This window comes from Terriglobales bacterium (assembly GCA_035764005.1).
Classification (GTDB): domain Bacteria; phylum Acidobacteriota; class Terriglobia; order Terriglobales; family Acidobacteriaceae; genus Gp1-AA112.
This window is the reverse complement of record DASTZZ010000056.1, coordinates 1-23,337: the sequence shown is the minus strand read 5'-3', so window position 1 is coordinate 23,337 and position 23,337 is coordinate 1. Positions and strand designations below refer to the sequence as shown.

The 23,337-nt window shown below is 56.8% G+C and carries 24 protein-coding genes; 12 read left to right on the top strand and 12 right to left on the bottom strand.

Annotation, left to right across the window (positions count from 1 at the left end; genetic code table 11):
* Both VFU50_08875 and tldD read right to left on the bottom strand, forming a co-directional pair.
* Positions 1-365 (bottom strand): DNA gyrase modulator (locus VFU50_08875; protein HEU5232959.1); only part of this gene is annotated, 365 nt, incomplete at its 3' end.
* Between the two features lie 247 nt (positions 366-612).
* Entirely contained in the window at positions 613-2,040 is a 1,428-nt protein-coding gene (gene tldD / locus VFU50_08870) for a metalloprotease TldD (protein ID HEU5232958.1), read from the bottom strand.
* 140 nt (positions 2,041-2,180) lie between these two features.
* On the opposite strand from tldD, the gene VFU50_08865 reads away from it, so the two are divergent.
* Positions 2,181-4,961: a ComEC/Rec2 family competence protein gene (locus VFU50_08865; protein HEU5232957.1), complete on the top strand. Its 2,781-nt coding sequence runs from the start codon at positions 2,181-2,183 to the stop codon at positions 4,959-4,961.
* Here the strand turns inward: VFU50_08865 and VFU50_08860 are convergent.
* Positions 4,897-5,190, bottom strand: a complete 294-nt coding sequence (locus VFU50_08860; GenBank protein ID HEU5232956.1) for a DUF2007 domain-containing protein — start codon at positions 5,188-5,190, stop codon at positions 4,897-4,899. The genes VFU50_08865 and VFU50_08860 overlap by 65 nt on opposite strands.
* Positions 5,191-5,512: 322 nt before the next feature.
* Here VFU50_08860 and VFU50_08855 point away from each other — a divergent pair, with 322 nt between their 5' ends.
* Positions 5,513-5,794: a hypothetical protein gene (locus VFU50_08855; protein HEU5232955.1), complete on the top strand. Its 282-nt coding sequence runs from the start codon at positions 5,513-5,515 to the stop codon at positions 5,792-5,794.
* 77 nt (positions 5,795-5,871) lie between these two features.
* Here the strand turns inward: VFU50_08855 and VFU50_08850 are convergent, their stop codons facing one another.
* From VFU50_08850 to VFU50_08830, 5 genes are all read right to left on the bottom strand, one after another.
* Positions 5,872-6,465, bottom strand: coding sequence for a hypothetical protein (locus VFU50_08850; GenBank protein ID HEU5232954.1), 594 nt, complete (start codon positions 6,463-6,465; stop codon positions 5,872-5,874).
* 92 nt (positions 6,466-6,557) lie between these two features.
* Positions 6,558-7,718 carry a TIGR03118 family protein gene (locus VFU50_08845; GenBank protein ID HEU5232953.1) on the bottom strand — a complete coding sequence of 387 codons (1,161 nt, stop codon included), beginning with the start codon at positions 7,716-7,718 and terminating at the stop codon, positions 6,558-6,560.
* Positions 7,719-7,812: 94 nt separating this feature from the next.
* Positions 7,813-8,382, bottom strand: a complete 570-nt coding sequence (locus VFU50_08840) for an inorganic diphosphatase (protein HEU5232952.1) — start codon at positions 8,380-8,382, stop codon at positions 7,813-7,815.
* 41 nt (positions 8,383-8,423) lie between these two features.
* Complete coding sequence (locus VFU50_08835; protein ID HEU5232951.1) at positions 8,424-8,738, bottom strand: NIPSNAP family protein; 315 nt, start codon at positions 8,736-8,738, stop codon at positions 8,424-8,426.
* 176 nt (positions 8,739-8,914) lie between these two features.
* On the bottom strand, positions 8,915-9,799 hold the full coding sequence (locus tag VFU50_08830) for a hypothetical protein (GenBank protein ID HEU5232950.1): 885 nt from the start codon (positions 9,797-9,799) through the stop codon (positions 8,915-8,917).
* Positions 9,800-10,074: 275 nt separating this feature from the next.
* Here VFU50_08830 and VFU50_08825 point away from each other — a divergent pair, with 275 nt between their 5' ends.
* The 5 genes from VFU50_08825 (at position 10,075) to pal (ending at position 14,652) form a co-directional block, all read left to right on the top strand.
* Entirely contained in the window at positions 10,075-10,548 is a 474-nt protein-coding gene (locus VFU50_08825) for a RidA family protein (protein HEU5232949.1), read from the top strand.
* Between the two features lie 160 nt (positions 10,549-10,708).
* Positions 10,709-12,769, top strand: coding sequence for a hypothetical protein (locus tag VFU50_08820; protein HEU5232948.1), 2,061 nt, complete (start codon positions 10,709-10,711; stop codon positions 12,767-12,769).
* 37 nt (positions 12,770-12,806) lie between these two features.
* Complete coding sequence (locus VFU50_08815) at positions 12,807-13,454, top strand: DUF2007 domain-containing protein (GenBank protein ID HEU5232947.1); 648 nt, start codon at positions 12,807-12,809, stop codon at positions 13,452-13,454.
* Between the two features lie 88 nt (positions 13,455-13,542).
* Complete coding sequence (locus VFU50_08810; protein HEU5232946.1) at positions 13,543-13,833, top strand: hypothetical protein; 291 nt, start codon at positions 13,543-13,545, stop codon at positions 13,831-13,833.
* 84 nt (positions 13,834-13,917) lie between these two features.
* Positions 13,918-14,652, top strand: a complete 735-nt coding sequence (gene pal / locus VFU50_08805; GenBank protein HEU5232945.1) for a peptidoglycan-associated lipoprotein Pal — start codon at positions 13,918-13,920, stop codon at positions 14,650-14,652.
* 70 nt (positions 14,653-14,722) lie between these two features.
* On the opposite strand, the gene VFU50_08800 is transcribed toward pal, so the two are convergent.
* Positions 14,723-16,360, bottom strand: coding sequence for a S53 family peptidase (locus VFU50_08800; GenBank protein ID HEU5232944.1), 1,638 nt, complete (start codon positions 16,358-16,360; stop codon positions 14,723-14,725).
* A gap of 330 nt (positions 16,361-16,690) precedes the next feature.
* Here VFU50_08800 and VFU50_08795 point away from each other — a divergent pair, with 330 nt between their 5' ends.
* Positions 16,691-17,974, top strand: coding sequence for an amidohydrolase family protein (locus VFU50_08795; protein ID HEU5232943.1), 1,284 nt, complete (start codon positions 16,691-16,693; stop codon positions 17,972-17,974).
* Between the two features lie 42 nt (positions 17,975-18,016).
* On the opposite strand, the gene VFU50_08790 is transcribed toward VFU50_08795, so the two are convergent.
* Positions 18,017-18,865 carry a CBS domain-containing protein gene (locus VFU50_08790; protein ID HEU5232942.1) on the bottom strand — a complete coding sequence of 283 codons (849 nt, stop codon included), beginning with the start codon at positions 18,863-18,865 and terminating at the stop codon, positions 18,017-18,019.
* A gap of 218 nt (positions 18,866-19,083) precedes the next feature.
* Here VFU50_08790 and VFU50_08785 point away from each other — a divergent pair, with 218 nt between their 5' ends.
* Complete coding sequence (locus VFU50_08785) at positions 19,084-19,308, top strand: DUF2905 domain-containing protein (protein HEU5232941.1); 225 nt, start codon at positions 19,084-19,086, stop codon at positions 19,306-19,308.
* Positions 19,309-19,540: 232 nt separating this feature from the next.
* On the opposite strand, the gene VFU50_08780 is transcribed toward VFU50_08785, so the two are convergent.
* Entirely contained in the window at positions 19,541-20,359 is an 819-nt protein-coding gene (locus VFU50_08780; protein HEU5232940.1) for a VTT domain-containing protein, read from the bottom strand.
* A 78-nt stretch (positions 20,360-20,437) separates the two neighbouring features.
* On the opposite strand from VFU50_08780, the gene VFU50_08775 reads away from it, so the two are divergent.
* The 3 genes from VFU50_08775 (at position 20,438) to VFU50_08765 (ending at position 22,570) form a co-directional block, all read left to right on the top strand.
* Positions 20,438-21,208, top strand: a complete 771-nt coding sequence (locus tag VFU50_08775) for an alpha/beta fold hydrolase (protein ID HEU5232939.1) — start codon at positions 20,438-20,440, stop codon at positions 21,206-21,208.
* Between the two features lie 21 nt (positions 21,209-21,229).
* Positions 21,230-22,120, top strand: a complete 891-nt coding sequence (gene rsmI / locus VFU50_08770) for a 16S rRNA (cytidine(1402)-2'-O)-methyltransferase (GenBank protein ID HEU5232938.1) — start codon at positions 21,230-21,232, stop codon at positions 22,118-22,120.
* A gap of 315 nt (positions 22,121-22,435) precedes the next feature.
* The gene (locus VFU50_08765; protein ID HEU5232937.1) at positions 22,436-22,570 is read left to right on the top strand and encodes a hypothetical protein; all 135 of its coding nucleotides are present in this window, start codon (positions 22,436-22,438) and stop codon (positions 22,568-22,570) included.
* 151 nt (positions 22,571-22,721) lie between these two features.
* Here VFU50_08765 and VFU50_08760 read toward each other — a convergent pair.
* A partial coding sequence (locus tag VFU50_08760) for a tetratricopeptide repeat protein (GenBank protein HEU5232936.1) occupies positions 22,722-23,337 on the bottom strand: 616 nt, incomplete at its 5' end.

Below are 23,337 nucleotides of genomic sequence, written 5' to 3'. Positions count from 1 at the left end.
TCCAGGTTCTGCTTCAGCGAGCCGAGGCTCTCCGCTTCAGGTAATCCAGCAGCGGGATCTTCAGAAGTCGCCCGCGCCAGGGAAATCGCTCCAGAGACCAGCCGCTCGATGCCATCGCGCGAAAAGTCGCTGGTGTGCGTCTCCGCAGCGCGCTTGCCGACGAAAACCCGCAACCCGAGAGCACGTGCTCCCGATTCTTTGAGCGTTTCCACTTCGCCCATGCGCACGAGCGTAGAGAATTCATTGCCATCGCGCGCAATCGCGTCGGCAGCAGTAGCTCCAGCCTGCATCGCCCGCTCGACGACGTCGAGAGCGATTTCTTTCAGACCGGTACCGAGTTCGATTTGTTCCTGGGTGTCTAACATTGAGCTGCTAAGCTTCTAAGCTCCTAAGCTGCTAAGCCAAAAACTTTGAACATGGAGGACACGGAGGTCACAGAGGTTCTCCTTGTCATTCCGAACCGCGCTTTTCGCGGTGAGGAATCCCTATCGCCATGCAATGCTCTTGAGTTCGAACGCATGCAAACTATCGTGAATGTTGTCCTGAAGCTCATAGCCTGCCATGGGGATTCCTCGCCAACCGCAGGCGTCGGAATGACAGAACGGAAAGATCTCATCCTGTTCCGCCGACCGTGAGGCGATCTACTTTTATCGTTGGCATGCCTACGCCTACGGGCACCGACTGGCCATCTTTCCCGCAGGTTCCTACACCCTCGTCGAGGGCTAGATCGTTGCCGACCATCGACACGCGCGTGAGCACATCTGGGCCGTTTCCGATTAGTGTCGCATTCTTTACCGGCGCAGTGATCTGGCCATCTTCGATCAGGTACGCCTCGGAGGCCGAGAAGACGAACTTGCCATTGGTGATGTCCACCTGGCCGCCGCCGAAGTTCACGGCGAATAAACCGCGCTTTACCGATTTGATGATGTCGCGCGGATCGTCTTGTCCGGCGAGCATGTAGGTGTTCGTCATGCGCGGCATGGGAATGTGTTCGTAGCTCTCGCGACGGCCGTTTCCCGTATCGGCGATGCCCATCAGCCGCGAGGAAAGCTTGTCGCTGATGTATCCCTTCAGAATGCCGTCTTCGATCAGCACAGTGCGCTGCGTCGCCGAGCCTTCGTCGTCAACATTGATCGAGCCGCGACGCGAGGGCATAGTTCCATCATCGACGACCGTGATCTTCTCGCTGGCCACACGCTTCCCGACCAGGCCCGCGAAGGCTGACGTCTTTTTGCGGTTGAAATCGGCTTCGAGTCCGTGGCCCACAGCTTCATGCAAGAGAACGCCAGGCCAGCCAGGACCGAGCACCACTTCCATTTCGCCGGCGGGAGTTTCACGCGCATCGAGTTGAATGATCGACTGGCGCGCCGCCTCGTGAGCGAAGTATTCGGGCGTCTTCTCCGTCTGAAAATAATCGATCGAGACACGGCCTCCGCCGCCTGATGTCCCGCGCGCGGAATTCTGGCCGTCCTTCGCGATGCAGAAAACGCTCATGCGAGCCAAGGGCTGCGAATCCGAGGCAATCACGCCATCGGAGCCAACCACCAGGATCCGGCGCAGTTCGTCGGCATAGCTGGCGCGAACTTGTACGATCCGGGAGTCGTAGCTGCGTGCGTGCTTGTCTGCCCGATGCAGCAGCTCGACCTTGGCCGCTACTTCGGCATCGACCGATGGCGATGCGACGGCGTATAGAGTATGGCCGCCGGTTGGATCCTTCAAGTTGACCATCGGCTGCTTATTGGGACCGCTGGCTATCAGCGCAGCGGTCCGCGCCGCCCGAATAATGCGCTCCGAAGAGAGGTCGTCTGTATAGGCATAGCCAGTGCGCTCGCCGGATATGACCCGCACGCCACACCCTGCCGAGATACCCTGAGTTGCCGACTTGATGAGCGACTCGTCGAGGCTCAGCGAAGTCGAGGTGTGGTATTCGAAATAAAGATCAGCGTAATCCCCGCCTGCCGATAGCGCCTCAGCCAGGTATCGCTCCAGGTCGCGGTTCGTAAGTCCTAGTTTCTGAAAGAAAAATGCCCGATGGTCCATGAAATCCAGCTTCTAAGGAGGCCGTTGCAGACGAGCCCCCAACCTTTCAGGTTAACACTTTTCAACTAGGCCAGAAGACGCGCCGCCGGTCGCCGGTGGGCATCATCAATCGCGCGGCTCTGGTTTACACTGCTTACCCCGTGGCGGCCGCGGCACCTGCTGTTACCCCATCTCCGACTTCGAAGCCTACTGCTACAGCCGTACCTCATCCGCTCTTCTTCGCTGCTCTCGCGTACGCCGGGGGAATTTTGTGGGCGAAGCTGGCTCTCGGTGTTGGCCGGTGGACGCCGCCGAATTGGGACGTCGCGGCCGCGCTATTGTTGGCTGCCCTTGGCGCATTTGCGATTCGGATGCGAGTACGTCCGCACGTTATCTGGGCGTCAGCATTTCTGGCGCTTACGGCTACAGGCGCGGCGGAATTTTCTCTTGGACCAATTCACCCCGTACCACTTTTTCCGGCGGAACTTGAGAACCAGGAGGTTGCGATTGAGGGCTTTGTTACACGGGCTTCGCTGCCGGTTCTCGAACGAGCGACGGATAGCGGTAGCGCTGGGGCAGCTCCCGAGACGTACCAACAACTTGACCTCGAGGTTGATCGACTGTCCCGCGAAGATGAACCCGCGCCACATCTGGCTCAGCCGTTCGGAGCACGAGTCGGGGTCTATAGCGTCGATTCGGAAACGGGACCTTCCGAAGAACTACCTGCATCGGGCAGGATCTTCCTGTACGGCCAACGGCTTCGGATTCGCGGACGCATTCGTTCTCCTCAGGTCTTCGGCGATCCCGGAGTCTTCGACCGCAGAGCATACCTGCAGCAACAAGGCATCGTGGCGGTCTTAAATACCAAAGGAGCTGAGATCGAAGTGCTTCCCGGAATGGGAGGCGCGCGCCTCGGTCGGTGGCGAGCGCAGGCTCGCGAGAGTCTGCTTACGCATATTCTTAAACTGGAATCCGACGGCACTCCCAAGTGGCCATTATTCGCAATCAGCCGCACAGACGCCGGATTACTCGCTGCCATGATCCTCGGCGAGCGTTCCTTGCTCGATCAGCGCGTCAAGCGCGACTTTCAGCGGACCGGTTCGTATCACTTGCTTGTCGTTTCGGGAATGGCAGTCGCGATTCTCGCCCTTGCTGTGTTCTGGATTTGCCGCCTCTTCCACACGCCTGAGATCGCGGCAACGTTCGTGAGCGTAATCTTCGTTGCCCTTTACGTCACCATCACGGATCTCGGCGCTCCGGTTCAACGTGCGGCGTTGATGTGCGGCGTCTACATGCTCGCCCGGCTTTTTTATCGTGAGCGGGACGTGCTGAATGCGATTGGCTTTGCCGCTCTGGCCGGCCTGGTGATCGATCCAGCTTCGCTCTTCGATGCAGGCTTTCAGATGACCTTTCTCGCCGTCATCGCCATTGCCGGGATCGCAGTTCCCATTCTGGAGCGTACAACTGCGGTTTACAGAAAAGCGCTCGATCAACCCGACTCAACGACTTATGACTTGCACTTGCTGCCCAATCAGACGCAATTTCGCCTCAATCTGCGAATGATTCTTATTCGTATCGAGCGGCTCATTCCAAAATGGCTCGCACGAATAACTCTGTTCGGAGGCATTCGCGTAGTTCTCCGACTTGCTGAAATCTTCCTCATCTCTGCCCTTATGCAGGCTGCGTTGGCCCTGCCGATGGCCGTGTACTTCCATCGTGCGACAACACTGGCTTTGCCGGCCAATGTGGCCGTAGTGCCGATGATGACCTTCCTACTCCCATTTGCAGTGGTCGCCACCTTATGCAGCTACGCTGGCGCATGGCTGGCGATCGTTCCCAAAGTGATCACAGCTTTGCTGCTTCATTTTGTGAGCTTCGCCGTGTTCACGTTCTCGCATTTCCGCGCAGCCGACCTCCGAGTGCCCACTCCAGCGATCTGGGCAAGCTGTCTTTGCCTGTTGGCTGTCGCCGTTTGCCTCCTGACAGCCCGAGCACGATACCTGCTGCTTTTTGCGTCACTCTTCGTCTTAGCCTTCAGCGACTTGTGTGTTCTATATGCCCGCAAGCCGGACAAGATTCACGCCCAGCTCGAGGTGACCGCAATCGATGTCGGACAAGGCGACTCGTTACTCGTCGTAACGCCGCAAGGTAAAACACTGTTGATGGACGGCGGCGGAACGCTCGGCATAAATATGTCTGGATTCGACATCGGCGAGGAGGTGGTCTCGCCCTATCTGTGGTCACGAGGCTTTTCGCATCTCGATACCGTTGCCTTATCTCACGCGCACGGAGATCACATCGGTGGATTGCCGGCCGTGCTCGCCAACTTCCATCCAGACGCCCTGTGGATTGCTCCGGGACCACAAACGCCGGCTCTCGAAGGCTTAATGGCGGAAGCGTCCCGATTCGGGATTCCCGTCGTACAACACAGCGCGGGAGATCGATTCAATTTCGGCGGCGTGGCATTTGCCGTGCTTGCTCCCTTCGCGGAGGACACATCGACAAGAGCGCGCGGCAACGACGATTCTATGGTCGTCGAGATCACCTACGACAAGGCCTCGGTTTTGTTAGAGGGTGATGCAGAAAAGAAAACCGAGCGCATCATCACTCCCGAGGTTGGACATATAAACCTGCTCAAAGTCGCTCATCACGGAAGCGCTACTTCTTCCACCCCGGAGCTTCTGGCGAGAACTCGGCCGGAGTTCGCAATTATTTCAGTTGGGAAATTCAACCGCTACGGACACCCGCGAGCGGAAGTGCTCGAGCGTCTTGGCTCCGAGGGCGCGTGCACGTACCGCACCGATGTGACCGGCGCGACAAGTTTCTTCCTGAATCGGGAAGGAGTGGATCAGATCCGATGGGGGCGCGAGCAGACGACTATGATGTTTCCATCTCGCTGGATTCCTCGTCCTCAGGCGGAGCATTGCGCTGCTCTTCGATGATGCTGCGGGCCTCGTCGGCATCGCTCGGTCGAACACGAAGAACGATTCCACCAACACCGGGAAGAACGTCCTGAGGGGCATCTAGGTAAGTGCGCAGCGCTTCAATGCCATGCGATTCAAGCAGCCCTTGGACGACGAGCGCCTCGGCCTCATCGGCTGTATCGAACACCTGGACGAGTTCGCGTTCTCTTTCGATCGGCACAGCTTTGTAGTTCGGATTGGTGGCCATTTGTCCTCCCAGGGACTCGCAATCATGTCCTGCAAGAGTGCAAACAGCTTAGATGCACTTAAGTACCTTCCAGTGTACTCCGCCGAGTTGAGCCGTAAGAAAACGGGTGTATTATCCGCTGCATGCGCTCCAGATTCGCGGATCGAAACTGCTTCGCTGAATTTTTTGCGCAACGTACCCTTCCCCCAGTTCCATCCAATCAGGAAACGCTCCTGCAAGGAAAGTTGGGCCAAGTAGCCTTCCCGAAATCAGGGCCGGAACCGCACATGCGTCCGGCAGAGCATGAGGTGAAGCTTGGCGGTGCAGGTTTCGGGAGATATGAATGAATCCTACGGGACAAAAGAAAGAGCCGGAAAAACGCAGCCAGCTGGAGATCGAGCAGGAAGAAGAAAATCGCAAGATCCGGCGGCTGCAGTTGATGATGAACATGGTGATGTCGGTCCTCGCGCAGGATGAGGACCTGACGCTCGAACAGGCATCAGAGATGATCGCCAATGCCAAAACGGCAGCGCTTGCGATGTTTCCCGACAAGGAACTTGCGTACGATTTAATCTATCGGCCGCGATTTCAGCGGCTGCTCAACGAAAGATTCAGGCTGCAATAGAGACGCTGGCCCCGCCGCGTCTCTATTTTAAGTTTTCGTAGATTTTCGAGCTTTCCGACTACATTCGTAGGACCTCTTCAAAATTTCAACACCAATCCCACGCCGGCAAACAGATTGTTCTGCCCGACATGGAAGTTCGGCGTCCCGTTATGGAAATCGCGCACCTCTGCACGGAAGTTGAGGAAGGGAATAGGCGCGCTCAGATCGAATCCGCCGCCCACCTGAAATGCGCCCACTGTGCTGCTACCGAGCGAGTTGCTACTCGAGTAATGAGCCAGCCCGCCACCCGCCGACACAAATGGCGAGAAAAAAGGTAATCCCAACTGAAGACGCAGACCCGGCGTGAAGTACACAGTGGAGAAATCCTGACGGAAACCAGCCTCAACCACCGTTCGTGTCGGCGTGCCAACTACAGGCAATTCCAGGTGAATGCCGGCCAGATGCAGATTCACCAGCCGGTGCGCAAGCACGCCTTCATAGGAGATGCGTGTCGGGGTGTGAACAGTCGCCGATCCGCATGAAGTGCCTGAAAGGCCTGTCGTGCAAGAAAGAGGATCGGTCGTATCGGAGGTGAAGATGCCTCCGGCTAAAACTCCGATCTCAGTGGATTGAGCTGAGGTGAAAGTGGGAAGTAGGGCCGCACAGAGGGTAAGCAACAGAAACTTCTTCAAGCATGGACCTCACAGCAGGGGGATTGAACTGCTGTGAGAATTATATCGGGTGGCGGAGGTGGACTGCGCCACCCGATTTCCCATTTTGGCCTTCAGCGGCGATCGTTGCCGTTATCTTCCGCTGCATTCGGATCACCTACAGGCAGCAAGGTACCAAACAGCCCATGACTCTCATCAGCTGGGCCGGCGGTGAAGAACAGCGTGGTCGGGGGACCAGCAGCTCCGTTGTTGCCGAAGCGAATTGCCCACAGGCCATCGATGACGAGGAAGCGGTTACTCGCGTCGCGCAGCAGGCCATCGAAGTGTCCACTGGCCAGGTCGTAGGCAGCAATCGTTCCGCTCCCGAAGTTTCCGACCAGCAGGTGATTGCTATAGAAGCCGAATCCCGCCGGAGCAAGCGCGACCCCCCAGGGCGCGTTGAGCCAGCCGCCGTGATCGAGGCGCTTCAGCAAATTACCGTTGGCATCGAAGACATCGACGCGTCCCAATCCGGGACCGTGCAGTTCGTCAGCGCCATCGCCCTGCTTTGCGAACGTTACATACAGAGCGCCGCCGATATTCTGGATATTGAACGGAGCAAATCCGCGCGGCAGTTCGCTATCGACGAATCCACCGGAAACGGCAACCGGAGCAAACGTTCCGTCGTAAACCTCGACCTTGCCGCCGGCAAAATTTGTTGCATAGAGCAGGTCCTGGAAGCCATTGTTTGCCATCGCCAGGCCTTTGTAGATGGCATGCGGATTTGTCGCCGGAGCTTTGGCGTTGGGCACTGCAGGGATGGCATTCGTTCCATCAACACTGGGCGCCCATCCAGAGATAATTCCATCCTCGGACGCAAACAGGAAAGCCGCTTTGCCTGTTTTCCCATTTTCGGAAACCGAGAAGTTGGTCGAGCTCGCGCTGCTGTTGAAGACGGTTCCGGTGGGAGCAGCCGGCGTGGTCTGTCCGGCAGGAACTGGCAAGGTCACCACCAAGGAAACCTTTGCACCGGACCCTTGATAGAGAGTGGAAACACCTGCGCCGTTATCCGAGACCCACAATGGGCTGGTTGCGCTGGCTGCGAGTCCCCAGGGATTCACCAATTGGGGATCCAGTGGCTGAGTGTGGTTCGTAGGAACGCCGTTGATCTCATCGACGTCCGATACGAGATTGGTTTGTTGGTATCTTTGCGCGCCTGCGAAGGCGCTCAGGGATAGAACGGTGGCAAAAACGAGAAGCTTGTGCCAGGAGATCTGGAACGGTTCAGATCGCATAATTTCCTCCAGTAAGCCGGCGAAATTCTAATTCGCCAGCCGCTGGGACAGTGCGGTCTTGGTACGAACCGGACGGGACGAAATTCTCCGCTTTCTATTTCGAGACGTGCTCGACGACCCGTTGTTCCGGCGCTTCGCGACTCTGCTCCCGTTCGAATGCCTTTTGGCTTTCGATAATGAGGCGCCTGGCGACCGAGGCATCCTGCCAGCCCTTTGTTTCTACGCGTTTGCCCTCGAGATCTTTGTAAATAGAGAAGAAATGCGTGATCTCGCGCAGGATGTGCGGGTAAATCTCTGAGTAGTTCCACACATCCTTGTAGCGTGGATTGCTCTTGCCGACGGCCAGCAGTTTCTCGTCGTGAACGCCTTGATCGAGCATATCGAGCACTCCGATGGGACGAACTTCCATCACGCAGCCGGAAAAGCTCGGGCTGTCGACCAGCACCAGCACGTCGAGGGGATCGCCGTCATGGCTCAAGGTGCTCGGAAGGAACCCGTAGTCGCCGGGGAAGTGCACGGGCGAATAGAGATTGCGATCAAGACGAAAGACGTGCAACTTCTTGTCGTACTCGTATTTGTTAATCGACTGCAGTGGAATTTCGACCACAACATTGACAACTTCCGGAGCCTTCTCGCCAAGCGGCAGCTTGAGATAGTCGAGCATCCTTCAAGTCTATCGCGGCGCACACTGTCGGGGGCTCATCTTCACCAGCGAATCAGGCCTTGTGGATCATCCACCAGGCAGACTTCATATTTCTCGATCATCGGCATAAGGACGTGCTCCAATTCCCGTTTCCAAAGCTCTCCTTCGTAAAACCTGGCTTTCATGGGCTCACGTGATTCCAGATCGGGAAAGCCGCGCATGAAGAAGAAGGTATCGGGATCTTCGATGGACAAAAACGGTCCGAGAATCTTCATGCCGATTTTGTCGTGCGCCGGGACCGACTTGGAACGAAAAATCTCGAGAAACTCAGCGCGCGCGCCCGGCTTGAGCTTATAAGTACGCATTTCGATGATCATGCATTGCTCCGGAAATCATCGTTGCGCGAAGGGTTTGAAAACACAAGTCAGAACGCTAATCCAAAACAAGCAGAACGACTGCCTCCTGGACTGCCGCGAGTCATTCTCGGTGGGGAAAGCTTTTGGCTTTGGCGGGAAGTAACGGCCGGCGTTTTCACTCGCCGGCCGTTTCGATATTAGTTAACAACTGCTGACGACTGATTCAGCATCCCGGGCTGCGGAGCATTCTTCGGCGTGCTCAAGTATCCGGTGACGGATTTCTTGTCAGCCGTGAACACTACAACTTCGTACAGCATGCGATCGCGTCCGGTATAGAACTGCAGCGGCTCGGCAACGGTGCGGTCCTTCTTCTCGATCGTGTGATCATCGGCGATCACGTTCATCGTGAATTTGCCTTTTTTCGCATCGACTTTCTTGAGCTGCAGGCTTACGGTTCCTACTGGCGTTGGATGCTTGCTCTTCGTCAGAGTGAACTCGTAGTAGTTGCGGTCGCCTTTGTGCTTGAGGAGTTCGAGATCGTCGCGCGTGCGTGCGATCAAGCCGCTCTGCTGGCCGAGATCGCCGATCGTGCTCTCGAGTTTCTTCTTCGTGGCTTCAAGATCGGTGCGCGTCGCGCTGATGTCACCCTTCGCTCCAGTCAGATCGGTCTTCACGCCACCCAGATCATTCGATACGGCAGCGAGCTGCTTCTGGCTGTCCTGCAGCTCCTTTTCCGTTTCAGCGAGCTGCTTGCGCAGCGCTGCGGCGCGGGCCGCGAGTTCGCGCTGCGTTCTGCCTAAGCGGACTTGCAGATCCTGCGTGGACTGCTTCAGCCCAGCCTCGGTCATCCCGAGCTGATCCATCATGGCTTTGTTGCGCAGTTCGGCGCTTTGAATCACAGCTTGCTGCGCCGTCTCAACTTTGCTGACCCGCGAGCCCATGTTGTACATGAAATAACCGGAGCCGAGGACGTACACCGCCGCTAATATCATCGCAATCAGCGGAGCATTTACGCCGCGAGCTTGAACCGGCTCAGCTTCGTACTGTTGATTCGATTCCACTGCGCCTTGTTCGTAATTCATAGTTCTCCTTGGCCGTGGTTGTTCCACAGCCGAATACGCATCTGTTCCAGAGAAGCGGCTGCCTCATCTTACGGCAATAAACCCAGAAAAGAACGGTACTTTTCGGTGACTTTGGGACAAAGCACCTTGGGAACCCGTTGAAACCACGACCCAAGTCTTAACCAATGTTTACGGGAGTATTGACCAGAAGTATGCATTTCAGAGCCGCTTAGTCCCACATGCAAAGCGGGACTTACAATACGCAGGGGTCCCCCCAATTCTTCAGCGGAGCGGACGTGGCGACGTCAATCAAGCAAGTAAATCCGAAAGGCTGGCCCGATCCCAGCGGATATTCCAATGTGATCGTAGGTGAAGGAAAAGTAGTGGCGATTGCCGGTCAGATCGGATGCGACCCATTGACCGAAGAACTTGTCTCTGACGACTTCGCGCAGCAGAGCCGCCAGGCGCTCGCCAACGTCCTTACCGCGCTCGAAGCCGCGGGCGGAAAAGCTGAGCATTTGATCCGGCTTACGTGGTACATAACCGACCGCGACGCATTTGTCCGCCACAGTGAAATCATCGAAGATGCGCATCGCGAGGAGCTTGGCGGGCACTCGCCGGCTATGTCGGTGATCGTCGTCTCGGGATTATTAGAACCACGCGCAAAAGTTCAGATCGAAGCTACTGCGCTGATAAAACCGGGGGTTAACACGAAGAGCACGAAGGGCACGAAGGTAAAAGAAAAAAGGAAAAAGAGATCATCTCGATAATCGGTACTCAGCGGATAGCGTCCTCCTCAAAGATTCAATTGCTACTTTCTCCTTCGTGCTCTTCGTGACCTTTGTGTTCGCTCTTGCTTTTGCCCGATTGGCTCATCAATGCGGGTAAGGTTTACCATGAAAAGTTTTCGTTTGATCAGGAGAGATGTCCGTGAGACGAGAGCTTTTCGCAGTACTCATCCTTTTTTCTCTTTTCGGCAACGCCGCATTCGGTCAGGCAAAATCACAAAAGAAAGCCGCAGCTAAGCGGCAGTCTGCCCTCGTAGACCGCGTTGGCGACACCGGTTTTGTCCAGGTGAAAGCCGAGAGCTTTCGCACCTTGAATGCGAAGCAGCAGGAGCTTGCGTACTGGCTGTATGAAGCGGCGATTGCGATCGATCCGATCATCTACGATCAACTCTCGGCGTATGCGCTGCGTGAGAAGCGTCTGCTGGAAGAGGTGATCGCCCACAAGGAGGGAATCGATCCTCAGGTGATGAAGAAGATCACCGACTACACGAAACTCTTCTGGGCCAATCGCGGAAATCATAACGATCTCACGGCGCAAAAGTTCGTTCCCGATTTCAGCTTCGATGATCTGAAGAATGCAGCGCAAACCGCGCAGAAGAATGGCGCATTTAAAAGTTCGTATGCCGATCTTCCACCGCTCTCCGACGGCGACGCGCTGGATAAAGAACTCGACGAGCTGAAGGCTTCCATCTTCGATCCCGAGTTTGAGCCAATGGATACGGCCAAGAGTCCGTCCGGCGGGAAAGACATCATTCAGGCGAGCTCGAACACGTTCTATCCTGGCTTGTCGCTAAATGATCTGAAGGATTTCAAGGAAGAGCATCCCCTGAACTCGCGAGTCGTGCGCGGCAGTGACGGCAAGCTTGAGGAGCAGGTCTATCGCGCAGGCACTTCGGATGGCAGCATTCCTCCGGGCGTTTACGCGACGTTCCTGAAACGGGCCAATGAGTATTTGGCAAAGGCGCAGGCTCTGGCTGATCCGAAGCAGGCAGAGGTGATCGCCGATCTCATTCGCTACTACCAGACCGGCGATTTCAATGATTGGCTGAAGTTCGGCACCGACTGGGTACAAGACAACGCCACGGTCGATTTCGCCAACGGCTTCATCGAGGTTTATCGCGACGCACGTGGGGCAAAAGGCAGTTCACAGAGCTTCGTCAGCGTGACTGACAAGAAAGTCACCGAGGCGATGGTGAAGCTGGCGCAGAACGCCGAGTACTTCGAGCAGAAGGCGCCGTGGGACACGAAGTACAAGAAGACTTCCTTCACGCCGCCGGTGGTCAAAGCCGTGGAAACCGTGATCGAGACCGGCGACTTCCACGTGACCACCGTCGGGGACAATCTGCCGAATGAAAATCAAATTCACGAAAAATACGGAACCAAGAATTTCCTCTTCACCGGAAGCAGCCGCGCTCTGTCTGACGCTTCCGGCACCGCAGCAGCGAAAGAGTTCGATCCCGATCCGCAGACGCTTGCGCGGGACATCAAGTACGGCAATGAAGCTCGAGATCTGTTCACAGCAATGCACGAAGTCATCGGACACGGCTCAGGCAAGTTGAGCGATCGGCTGAAGAGCGGAGCAGAACCTTTCCTCAAAGAGTATTTCTCCACGCTGGAAGAAGGGCGTGCGGACCTGATGGCCTTGTGGAACGCGTTTGATCCTAAACTCAAAGAGCTAGGACTGATCACGAATCAGGAGGAAGTTGCGAAGGCAATGTACGATTCGGCGGCAATTGTCGCGCTTACGCAGCTTCGACGAATCCCCAAAGGGGACACAATCGAGGAAGACCACGAACGCGACCGAGCGCTGATCGAGGGCTATATCAAAGACAAGGTGCCGGGTTCGATCGAACAGTTCGACCGAAATGGGAAGACGTACATTCGTGTGAAGGACTATCAGCTTATGCGCAAGGGAGTTGGCATGCTCCTCGCCGAGCTCATGCGCATCAAGGCCGAAGGCGACTACGACGCGATTAAGGCGCTCGTCGACAAGTACGGAGTCCACTTCGATCCGGCGCTGCGCGACCAGGTGGTTGCACGCTACAAGAAGCTCAACCTGCCGACGTACTACGCCGGTATTTATCCGATGCTCACGCCGAGCGGATCTGGAAAAAGGGAACGAATTCAGATGAGCTATCCGCGCGATGCTGTGAAGCAGTATTTGTCGTACGGCTCGATGTACGATGAAGGTTTGAAGAGATAACAGAGCCCTGCATGGTTGTATTGCCATTGAGACCACCATGACCAAAATTGATCTCGATCGCGAGCGCGCACGCCTTATGGACGTGTACAGTCGCATGGCCGATGAAGAATTGGACCAACTTCTGCAGTCGTCCGATGAACTCACCGAAACAGCGCGCGAGGTGTTAAAAGCCGAGATCGAGAAACGTGGAGGACACGTTGAATACTCCACCATGCCGGCAGCTGCCGAAGCCGCTCATCCCCAGCTTGTAACCGTCGCAAGATTTAGAGACTTGCCCGAGGCGATCCTCGCTCGTGGACGCTTGCAGTCGGCCGGAATTGATGCCTTTCTCGCCGACGAAAACTACATCCGCATGGACTGGTTCATGTCGAACATGATCGGGAATATGCGGCTTCAGGTCAGAGAGGGCGACGCTGAGAGCGCGAAAGAAATTCTTCAGCAGCAGGTGCCGGAGGACTTTGAGATCGGCGCCGAAAGGTTCGAGCAGCCGAAGTGTCCTAAATGCGGGTCGTCGGATATTGAGTTTGAAGGCGTAAATCGCGGAATCGGCCTGCTCGCCGCGTACGCGATTCGCGTGCCTTTGCCACTTCGCAGTGACACTTGGAAGTGCAACCATTGCGGTGCAGAATGGCAGGAAACCGAGGAGGGTTCCACTGCCGCGCAAGAAGACCCCTCTGATTCCTAAGGCTTTCGCCCAACGTCGTACGACTGCTGTTACCTAATCCTGTGACTCTGGATTGATTTCGTCCCATCACTGGCGGGATACTCTTGCCATGCATTCGCGGCAGGTGATTCAAGGCCTTTTGTTGACGGCGGGGGTCGCCGTTGTCGCTTTGCTGATTCTGCCGGCGGTTCACGTTCCATTCATCGTGGTGCATGGGCCAGTGAGCGCTCTTCGTGCTCAACGAGCTGCGTTGCTCTTTCAAATTCTGATCCAGACGTCAGCCCTCACGTTGGCTGGCTTCTGCATGCGCCCGTGGGAACGTCGTCGCGATTCCCAAAATGAACTTCAAGCGCCTCTCGTCAACTTTTTTTCTAATTTCATTTATGTCATGCGCTGTTAGCTGGCGCAGGCATATCACGATTAACCGGCTTACTCGTCTAACTCTTAGCCAATGCGGGTCTGACTGGCCCGACAAGGAGAAATTATGAAGTCGCGCGTATCTTTACTGACATTCATTTCTATGCTGGCACTGGCGCTGCTGCTGGTCGCGGGCTGCGCAAAGAAGAAGGTTGCTGCAGCACCCCAGGTTCCACCGCCACCTCCGGCTCAACCTACAGTTACTCTAAGCGTTGAACCCTCTGACATCACTGCTGGGCAGTCTGCAAAGCTCACCTGGGAAGCCCAGAATGCAACCGACGTCACGATTGAATCAGTGGGAAGCGTCGAGGCGAACGGTTCCAAAACCGTAAGCCCGAGCGAGTCGACCACCTATCGCATCGTTGCAAAAGGTCCCGGCGGTACTTCGGACGCAACCGCCCGCCTGACCGTCAACAAGCCGGCTCCGGCAGTTGCCGAATCAGGTCCCAGCCTCCAGGAGCTTTTCCAACGCAACGTGAAAGATGCGTTCTTCGCCTATGACTCCTACAAAGTCGATGACGAGACCTCGCAATTGCTCTCCTCTGACGCGAAGTTCCTGCAGCAGCATCCTGAGCTGAAGTTCACGGTTGAAGGACACTGCGACGAGCGCGGATCGGAAGAGTACAATCTCGCTCTCGGCGCCAGCCGCGCCGAAGCGGTAAAGCAGGCCCTCGTCGCTCAGGGTGTCGATGCGCAGCGCATCGCGACCAATAGCGTGGGAAAAGAGAAGCCGTTCTGCAGCGACTCGAACGAGGAATGCTGGCATCAGAACCGTCGCGGACACTTCATCGCGCCGGAATAAATTTCCCGAATTGAAAAAGGCGTCCGCTTCCGCGGACGCCTTTATTTTTCAGCCAATGGTGTTCGAAAAATCACGAAGCAGCAGCCATCTTCCCGCTAGTCGCGGGGGTGCGGTGCGCTGCCTGCTTTGGGACGAGGACTCCAAGCAGCTTGGTTCCATCGGGCGATCCCAATCCGGTGCAGGCGTCCCATCCGGCTGACGCCGAATACGATCCATTGCTGCCTTGAGTCACGTCGTGAAACACGCCCGCGGCATCTGCCTGCTGGTAGAGCACCGGGTTCAGGAATCCGACGGCCTTTCCAGCCTGCTGATTCAGCCGTGCCGTGAGTCCCGCCATCATCGGAGCCACAGCGCTGGTGCCGCCGAAGACAGCCGATTGACCGTCGACGAAGATCTCATATCCTGTCTGCGGGTCGGCGTCGCCGGAGACATCGGGAACACCGCGCCGCACTTTGTGATCGTTTACCGAAGGCGGAATCTCCGCATTTTTCTGATAGTCAGGAAGCGGGAAGACATCGCTGATACCTCCACCGGTGGCTCCTCCTTGCGGCTGTTCGTTCCAGACGTTCTCGACTGCGGTTTTGCCGGTGACGCGCAGGCTCGTGCCGCCACAGGCCAGAACAAATGGGTCCGAAGCGGGAAAATCTACGTGTTGCTTGCCATTAGTTACCCCGTCTGTCGAGCCGTTGTCGCCGGCTGCCGCACAAACTGTGACTCCCAGCGCGGCCGCGGCCTGGAAGGCTTCGTCGTAGGCAGTGAGTGATTGCTGCGTGAAACTCTCCTCCGGACCGCCCCAACTGATCGAGACGACCGACGGTTTATTTTTCGTGTCGTGAACTGCTTTGGTGATGGCGTCGAGGAAGCCGGCATCGGTATTCGGCGCGAAATAGACGACGATCTTCGAGGCTGGAGCGACGGCACCGGCTACTTCAATGTCGAGCACTACCTCGCCATCCGCACCGTTAGGATCGCCGGTGGCTTTGTTATGTCCGCCATCGACGGACACTGCGGTGATCTTCGGCTGCTTGATGCCGAGTTTTTTGAAATAGCTCGACAAGTCACGCGAACGATAGCCTCCACCCAGTTCGATCAGCGCGATCGTCTGTCCTGAACCATCGAGCGCGGCAGGGAAGTTGTAGGCTTGTGCGACCTGAATCGGCGTGTAAGAAACGCTGCTTGCGTGCGCAGCTATTCCTGGCTGCGTGGTGCGGCGGCGAAAGTGCGGCTTCGCCTGCGGACGATTGTCGAGTCCGAAGACGCCAGTCACAACTCCGTTCAACTCGCTGGGAATGTGCACTGCGCCAACGCGAGTGCGATAGCGCATGCCCTCGTGCTCACATTCTTTCAAATCAACGTCGAAGGCTTTGTTGAAGGCCGAAACCGTTCCGCTCAGGATCACTGTACGTCGTCCCAAATCGGTCTCGACGGTCGCGAGCTGGTGCTGGTGAGCGAAGTCTTCGATTTTCGGAACGTCGTCGGGATTCGCGCCGTGTTGTTGCTCATACTCTTCGTGCGTTAGGTGCTGCCGCTCGGGCGCGGGCTGCGCGCCTTTACGCAGCAGGTCGGCTGCGTTCAGCGGAGTGCGCGGTCTGAGCCGCACGGTGACTTGGATAACCTCATCGGGGTTGGCGGACGCAATGACTCTTGAACCCGGCAGAGCAGCGCGTTCGCTGCCCGCAATCGGGACTGGCTGATTGTCGCTTGTCATAGTCTTGCTCCTCGAGCTTCGGGGGAAAAGGCCGGCAAGAGTTGGAAGCGTGGAGGCCATGAAGATTCATGGCGCGCGGAAGGAACTCGGGAGCCCAAGGGAAACAACCGGCCGGAGCAGTCCCGAAACTACTGTGCGCAAGGTAACAAAGCTGCTGGTTACCGTCAATGCCGCAAATTGGTGCAGTGCGGCACGTCAGTACCGTCCGCGGCGGCGGATGGGTGAGTTACGAAGGGTGCCTCTCTGATCGATTTGCTACCGCGAACGGTGCTGATGCAAAGCCTGTTCCTCTGGCATCGCGGCCAATCTCGTCATTTACCATTACCGCCTATGCAGATTCGACTCTGTGTTCTTTTCTGCCTTGTTCTTTGCGTGAGCAGCGCTTATACGCAGAACTCCCAAACAGGGCCTAAGCCGATCGTTCTCCACGCCGCTCGTCTATTCGACATTGAAGCTGGACGAATCGTGCAGCCCGGGGAAGTGCTGGTTGAGGGCGAGCGCATTCGTGAAGCAGGAAGCAGCGTCACTCATCCCGTGGGAGCGCAGGTCATCGATCTAGGAGACACGACGCTGATGCCGGGGCTGATCGATGCGCACGTCCACCTGTTCCTGCATCCCGGTGCTGAAGATTTGCAGACCGTCGAAGAATCGGTTCCGCAGCGAACGATTCTGGCGACGCTAGCCGCCCGCGATGATCTCATGGGCGGCTTCACTGCCGAACGCGACATGGGCACTGAAGGTGCAGGTTCCGCCGATACGGCAGTTCGCAATGCGATCAACAAAGGCCTGATTCCCGGACCGCGCCTTCGTATCAGTGGCAACGCCATCGACATCCTCGGTGGACACGAAGACGCGCACGGCTACAACCCCGAGCAGCATGTGCTCAGCAATGCAACTTATGCGAACAACGTCGATGAAATCGTGAACGTAATCCGCGAGCAGTTCAAACAGGGAGCTGATTTCATCAAGATGTATGAAACCGGCAGGGACTCACTCCAAAATGGGAAGTTCTCAACGCCGTACCAATACACGGAAGCGCAACTGGCAGCGGCAGTACAAGAAGCAGCGCGCGTCGGCAAACATGTAGCGGTACACGCCACCGGAGAACCGGGCACACTCTATGCGGCTCAGGCCGGCGTCGAGTCGGTGGACCACGCGTTTCAGCTCAGCGATGAAACCATGAAAGTGATGCGCGAGAAGCACATTCCTGCCGTCCCGACTTTCACCATCATCGAGTATTTCGCAAATCACGCAGCCACTCCCGAAGCGGGACAACGTGAGCGCGCGATTCTCGATTACCACGCCCAGGAATTCCGCAAGCAACTCGCCGCAGGAGTGCCGATGGCGGTCGGATCCGATGTTGGACCCTTTCCGCATGGCACGCAGGCGCGCGAGCTTGTGTTGATGGTTCAGTACGGAATGTCACCGCTGGCGACTTTGCAGGCGGATCTCATCAATGGCGCAAAGTTGTTGGGCTGGGAAGGGCAGATCGGCGCGCTTAGGCCCGGATACTTTGCGGATGTAATCGCAGTTGCGGGCAATCCGCTGCAGGATATCTCAGCTACCGAGCATGTAGATTTCGTCATGAAAGACGGTGTGATCTACAAGAAGTAGCTAAACTATCGTTTTAGTACCGGGCCTTCGCGATGCGTGGATTCATCCAGTCTTACGTTGTCTGCGTCTGCGACCGGCCTGAGCGTCTTCCCGAATTGAAACAACTCGATTGTTGCGCTTCAATTCCTCGTTGGCGTCGCGGCTGCTGATTCCCTGGCCGCGTTTCTTCTGGCCAAGCACACCCAGGTTCTGTTGCGGTTTGCCTTCCGAAATAGGATGCAGTTTCTTTTTGGTATTGCCCGATCCCTTGGCTTCTTGCGAGGCCTGATGATGGCGATTGGAGTGGCGTTCGCGCGCACCGGAAATACCAAGGTCCTTTTCGTCAGAAAATTCCAGAGCGACATCCTCGTCATCATTGAACCCAGCCGCTGCAGCATGAGATGCACGCGATCCGCCCTCATGCGCCGATGCGTTCATCTGCGCCATACGCTGGCTCCGAGCACGAGGCATCGGCATTGCGGCACTCTCGCCCTTTACTCCAACCGAGATCTCGCGAAGAGCTTCGGCCGAAGCATCGACCCGAGGTGTCTTTACGGCGAGGTCGCCGATCGAGAGCATGCCAACCAACTCGCCATCCTCGCACACAGGGAGCCTTCGAATTTGCTTATCGGCCATCAGTTTGGCCGCTTCTTCAATATCGGCGTCGGGCTCGATCGTTTCGAGCTCGTGGCTCAGGACCTCCTCGACGTTTGTTTCTGCCGGATTCTTACCGTCGGCCACACAGCGAACCACAATGTCGCGATCGGTGAGGATGCCCACCAGATCGTCATCTTCATCGACCACCGGGACTGCACCTACGTTCTCAACCTTCATAATCGAAGCTGCTTCTTCCAGCGTACTGTTCATCTGAACGGTTTCCACTTCAGTGGTCATTACGTCGCAAACCTTCATTCGACACTCCTCTCATCCGGGACCAGAATTGATGCTTTGCGCGGATTCGTTCTGTTAGAAAACGCGGAGCCAAACAACGTTGTCCTCTCGCAGGAAAAACCGGAGCAGCGGGACTTCCAGACGCAGGAAAACACGAGGCATTCAGCGCATCCAGCAAGTCACAATCTATGACTCCCCCTTGCGCTTCGTATACCCGCCCGGCTCTATAAAATGGGATCGTGAATTCCCTCGGAAAGCTGCTGATTGGCGCAGGAGGATTGCTGATCCTGATCGGCCTGGTCGTCCTGCTCGCCGGACGCGCCAACGTGCCTCTCGGACGCCTGCCGGGCGACATCAGCTACCGCGGGAAGAATACTTCCGTGTTCTTCCCCATCACGACCTGCATCATTCTGAGCATCGTGCTCAGCTTGGTGTTATGGCTGGTGAATAAGTTCTTCCGGTGACATAGGACGTGTGCCCCGGCCCAGTTGGGAGCTGCCCAAACAACGCTGCCATACGCGTAAACGCTAACCGACCCTGGAAGCGCTCTCAGGCGTGTGTTTCCGCGACCGCGATTTTTTCAACCGGATATCCCCGCTCAACCCACGCATCCAGTCCGCCGAGCAGCGGACGTACGCGTGTAATCCCGCGTTTCTTGAGTTGCAGCGCCACCCGGGCGCTGGTCGCTTCGTTGGGTCAAGTGCAGTACAGGATGATGTCCCGGTCGCGCGGAATTTCTATGTGCCGATCTTCGAGTTGTTCCGGCGTCAACCGCAGTGCGCCGGCGATCTGGACCGCCTCAGCATCCAGCCTCGCCTCATTGCGTAAATCGACGATCACAACCGGAATGCCGCGATCCATCTCATCCTTCAGCTCTTCCGGAGTAATGCGAGAGACACGCAGCTTGTGAATGAAGCGGCGACGCTGAATGAACTTAAAAGCAATCCAGGCAACGGCGGCGACAATGGCCAGAGCCAATATCGATGCTCCTGTGCGCCGCAGCAGCGCGAGGACATCTTCGATCTGTCGATGAAAGAGCCGTCCGGCAATCAAAACTGTTCCTGCCCAGAACAGCGTCCCGCAAACGTCGTAGATCAGGAATCTTACCCACGAGAGGCGGACGATCCCGGCCATCGGCTGCGCCACCGTGTTCAGGCCGGGCAGAAATTTGGAAATCAGCAGCGAACTCGCGCCACGCCGCACAAAGAGGTTCTCAGTGTTCTTCACGCAAGAGTCAGGTTCGAGCGAGATGCGGCAGAGGAGGCTCAGCATGCGTCCACCTTGCGAGCGACCAAGCTGGAACCACAGTAGATCACTGATGAACGCGCCAAAAAATGTCAGAGTCAGCAGCAGGAAGAAGCTTATCTTTCCTTCTACGCTCAATGCGCCTGCCGTGAGTAGCAGAGGAAGCGAAGGCACAGGAACTCCCGCCTGTTCCGCCAATACCCAGAAGAAGACGACGGTGTAACCGTGCTGGATAAGGAACCGCGTGAGTTCTGTGGCTTCGTGGCCCATGGATGTCGAGAGGAGCTCTGGCGTGCGCCCTTGTTAGAGTATTCCGGGCGCGCTAAAGCGCCAAAATCTTTGTGCATCATGATGCAGAACAGTGAACATGTCCTAACTGACGCGCCGCCACCCGCAGACATCCGCCTCAATTACGGCCAGGATCAGTTCCAATTTGGGGATTTACGACTTCCTCAACGAAAAGGTCCATTCGCGGCAGCGATGTTCGTTCACGGTGGCTTCTGGCGCGCTCGGTACGACCTGCAGCACGCCGGCTTTTTGTGCGCAGCGCTAACCAACGCGGGATTCGTCACCTGGAACATCGAGTATCGGCGGGTGGGAAATCCGGGTGGAGGCTGGCCAGGCAGCTTCGAAGACGTCACGTCCGGCTATCAATTTCTGCGGCAGCTTGCGGGCAAGTATCCAATCGACGTCAAACGAATTGTCGTGATCGGACACTCGGCAGGCGGACAGCTCGCGTTGGCGCTCGCGGCTCACCACAATTCGATGGGCGCAGCCGTCTCGCTGGCCGGAGTCCTGGACCTGCGCCGTGCCTGGGAGCTGCACCTGAGCAACGATGCCGTAGCTGAATTTCTGGGAGGCCCTCCGGTGCGTGTTCCCGAGCACTACCACGAAGCTTCTCCCGCCGCGCTGGACATTCACTGCAAGCAGCTGATCGTTCATGGCGTTCACGACGATACTGTACCCGTCGAAATGAGCCGAGCATACGTCCGGCAGAAGAACGCCAAAGACGAGAACATCACCTTTCTCGAACTTCCCGATTCGGGACATTATGAGTTAATCGATCCAAAATCGGCGGCATGGCCGAAGATCACAGGAGCAATAGCAAACCTGGTATAGAAACGCTAAACTGCACTCGCCTTGTCTACCCACGACAACTCTGATGCGCCGCTGGCTTCCGGGCTTTACGTGGTCGCAACTCCCATCGGAAATCTGGAAGACATCACCTTGCGGGCACTCCGCGTGCTGCGTGAGGCCGACTTAATTGCCTGCGAGGACACGCGCCACACGCAGAAGCTGCTGAACCATTTTGAAATCAAGACACCGACGCAGAGCTATCACGAGCACAACGAAGCTGCACGTGCGCAGGAGCTGGTTAAGAAAATCGAGGATGGAGCGCGGATCGCTCTGGTGTCGGACGCCGGCATGCCCGGCATTTCCGATCCCGGAGAGCGCGTCGTTCGCACCGCTCTGGATCGCGGCCTGAAAATCACCGTCATTCCCGGTCCTTCAGCGCTGATTTCGGCGCTGGTCGCCAGTGGACTGCCGAGTGATTCCTTCCGCTTCGTTGGGTTCCTGCCGCCGCGCTCCGGCGAGCGCCGCACCGCGCTCGACGCGTTGCGCGAAGATCGTGAGACGCTCGTGTTCTATGAAGCTCCTCATCGCATGAGCGAAATGCTTGCCGACCTCGAACGGATATTCGGCAAAGAGCGCCGAATCGCACTCGCGCGCGAACTGACCAAGTTACACGAGGAATTTCTTCGCGGAAGCATTGCCGAGATCGCAGGTGAACTGCGGAAACGGGAAGCCGTAAAGGGTGAAATCACCGTGATTGTGGAAGGCAATCGCACCGATCGAGCGGCCCAGGCAGCACACTCCACCGTTGCTGATCGTATTCGAGAGCTGATGGCGGGCGGCGCTCTCGACGAGAAGGCGGCTTTAAAGCAGGCAGCCAAGGAATTTGGCGTTGCGCGCAGCGAGGCCTACCGAGAGTGGCAGCGGGGGAAAAAAGCAGTGGCCAACAGGCAATAAAAGGTAGGCAATAAGCAGTAGGCAATAGGCGATAAGCAAATACGCTGAGCATACCCACACCCCTTCCCGTCCATGCCGTCCATCGTGTCCACTTCTGTCCATGGTTTAGTGCCAATTTTGCGGTTTTACAGCCTAGTGCCTTTTGCCTGCTGCTTATTGCTATTGCGGCTTACTCGCCCGCACGGGCAGTTCCGCCAAGCTGTTAATTTGGCACGAGATATCGCTCACCCATCCGGGTATTCCTTCAGTAATCTAGCGCGCCAGCGTATCCGCAGTTAGAGTTTTCAGCATCTCACCTCTTTCAAGGACCGCACAATGCAGAGCACAAAACCTGAGAAGCAAGTGAGCGAGTTGAGCTACCACGGACCGCTGATTGGGATGAGATCCACTCGTCCACAGCCGGCCACTTCCAGCAACAAGCCTGAAACCGGCACCAAGAGATCGATCTAAGCAGCCACTCCGCCGACAGCACTGGCATTCACTTCCCGAGCCAGGGCACAGGGAAATCGACACTTCCAGGAAGTGCCTTGATCGAAGAGCAACAGAGGTCTTCCCAAAACGTATTATTGGCGACTGCAGATAGCTGGAATGTTCTGCTTGGTTAGCGCCGGGTAGGAGAGGGCTTGGAGGCCGTGGTGCTGGCCCCCAGGCTGCGTAGGCGCTCTTTGGCTTGCTGCGCTTCAAGCGATCGAGGATAGCGGGCGATCAGCGAACGAAGCTCGCGAATCCCGGCGTCGCGCTGATCGATGTTAATGAGAGCGTATCCCTTCTTGAGCTGCGCGGCTGAGGCTTTGTTGCCGCTGGGATACTGCTCGATCACCTTGTCGTAATCCTGCACCGCCTGCTGATAATTCCCCTGTTTGTACTCGATGTCGGCAATGTAGTACTGCGCGTTCCCAGCCAGATCGGTGTTGCCGTAGTACTTGATGTAATCGGCAAACTCCTGTGAGGCCAGGTTGTATTTCGCTCCGTTGTAGTCGCTGAGAGCGTTGTTGTAGAGCACATCGGGCGGCGGCGCTGCGGCCTGCGGCGGCTGCTGCGGATTTGTGACTCCAGGCTGACCAGGTTGCGGCGCGGCCTGCAGGTTTTGCTGCGCGGCGGCCATGTCGTCGAGCTGTTTGCTGACTTTGGCTAAGCGCGCTTTTAGTTCATCCACAGAATCGTGCAGCGACTGCACCTGGGCCGAAACCTGATCGATCTTTCCGCCCTGGTCCGTC

Bases quoted from the DNA above. Each gene is read 5' to 3' on its own strand.
- VFU50_08780 (HEU5232940.1), bottom strand. From the start codon at position 20,359: ATGGGCCACGAAGCCACAGAACTCACGCGGTTCCTTATCCAGCACGGT.
- pal (HEU5232945.1), top strand. From the start codon at position 13,918: ATGAAGTCGCGCGTATCTTTACTGACATTCATTTCTATGCTGGCACTG.
- VFU50_08840 (HEU5232952.1), bottom strand. From the start codon at position 8,382: ATGCTCGACTATCTCAAGCTGCCGCTTGGCGAGAAGGCTCCGGAAGTT.
- VFU50_08860 (HEU5232956.1), bottom strand. From the start codon at position 5,190: ATGGCCACCAATCCGAACTACAAAGCTGTGCCGATCGAAAGAGAACGC.
- tldD (HEU5232958.1), bottom strand. From the start codon at position 2,040: ATGGACCATCGGGCATTTTTCTTTCAGAAACTAGGACTTACGAACCGC.
- VFU50_08815 (HEU5232947.1), top strand. From the start codon at position 12,807: ATGACCAAAATTGATCTCGATCGCGAGCGCGCACGCCTTATGGACGTG.
- VFU50_08795 (HEU5232943.1), top strand. From the start codon at position 16,691: ATGCAGATTCGACTCTGTGTTCTTTTCTGCCTTGTTCTTTGCGTGAGC.
- VFU50_08765 (HEU5232937.1), top strand. From the start codon at position 22,436: ATGCAGAGCACAAAACCTGAGAAGCAAGTGAGCGAGTTGAGCTACCAC.
- VFU50_08775 (HEU5232939.1), top strand. From the start codon at position 20,438: ATGATGCAGAACAGTGAACATGTCCTAACTGACGCGCCGCCACCCGCA.
- VFU50_08855 (HEU5232955.1), top strand. From the start codon at position 5,513: ATGAATCCTACGGGACAAAAGAAAGAGCCGGAAAAACGCAGCCAGCTG.
- VFU50_08835 (HEU5232951.1), bottom strand. From the start codon at position 8,738: ATGATCATCGAAATGCGTACTTATAAGCTCAAGCCGGGCGCGCGCGCT.
- VFU50_08800 (HEU5232944.1), bottom strand. From the start codon at position 16,360: ATGACAAGCGACAATCAGCCAGTCCCGATTGCGGGCAGCGAACGCGCT.
- VFU50_08845 (HEU5232953.1), bottom strand. From the start codon at position 7,718: ATGCGATCTGAACCGTTCCAGATCTCCTGGCACAAGCTTCTCGTTTTT.
- VFU50_08830 (HEU5232950.1), bottom strand. From the start codon at position 9,799: ATGAATTACGAACAAGGCGCAGTGGAATCGAATCAACAGTACGAAGCT.
- VFU50_08810 (HEU5232946.1), top strand. From the start codon at position 13,543: ATGCATTCGCGGCAGGTGATTCAAGGCCTTTTGTTGACGGCGGGGGTC.
- VFU50_08790 (HEU5232942.1), bottom strand. From the start codon at position 18,865: ATGAAGGTTTGCGACGTAATGACCACTGAAGTGGAAACCGTTCAGATG.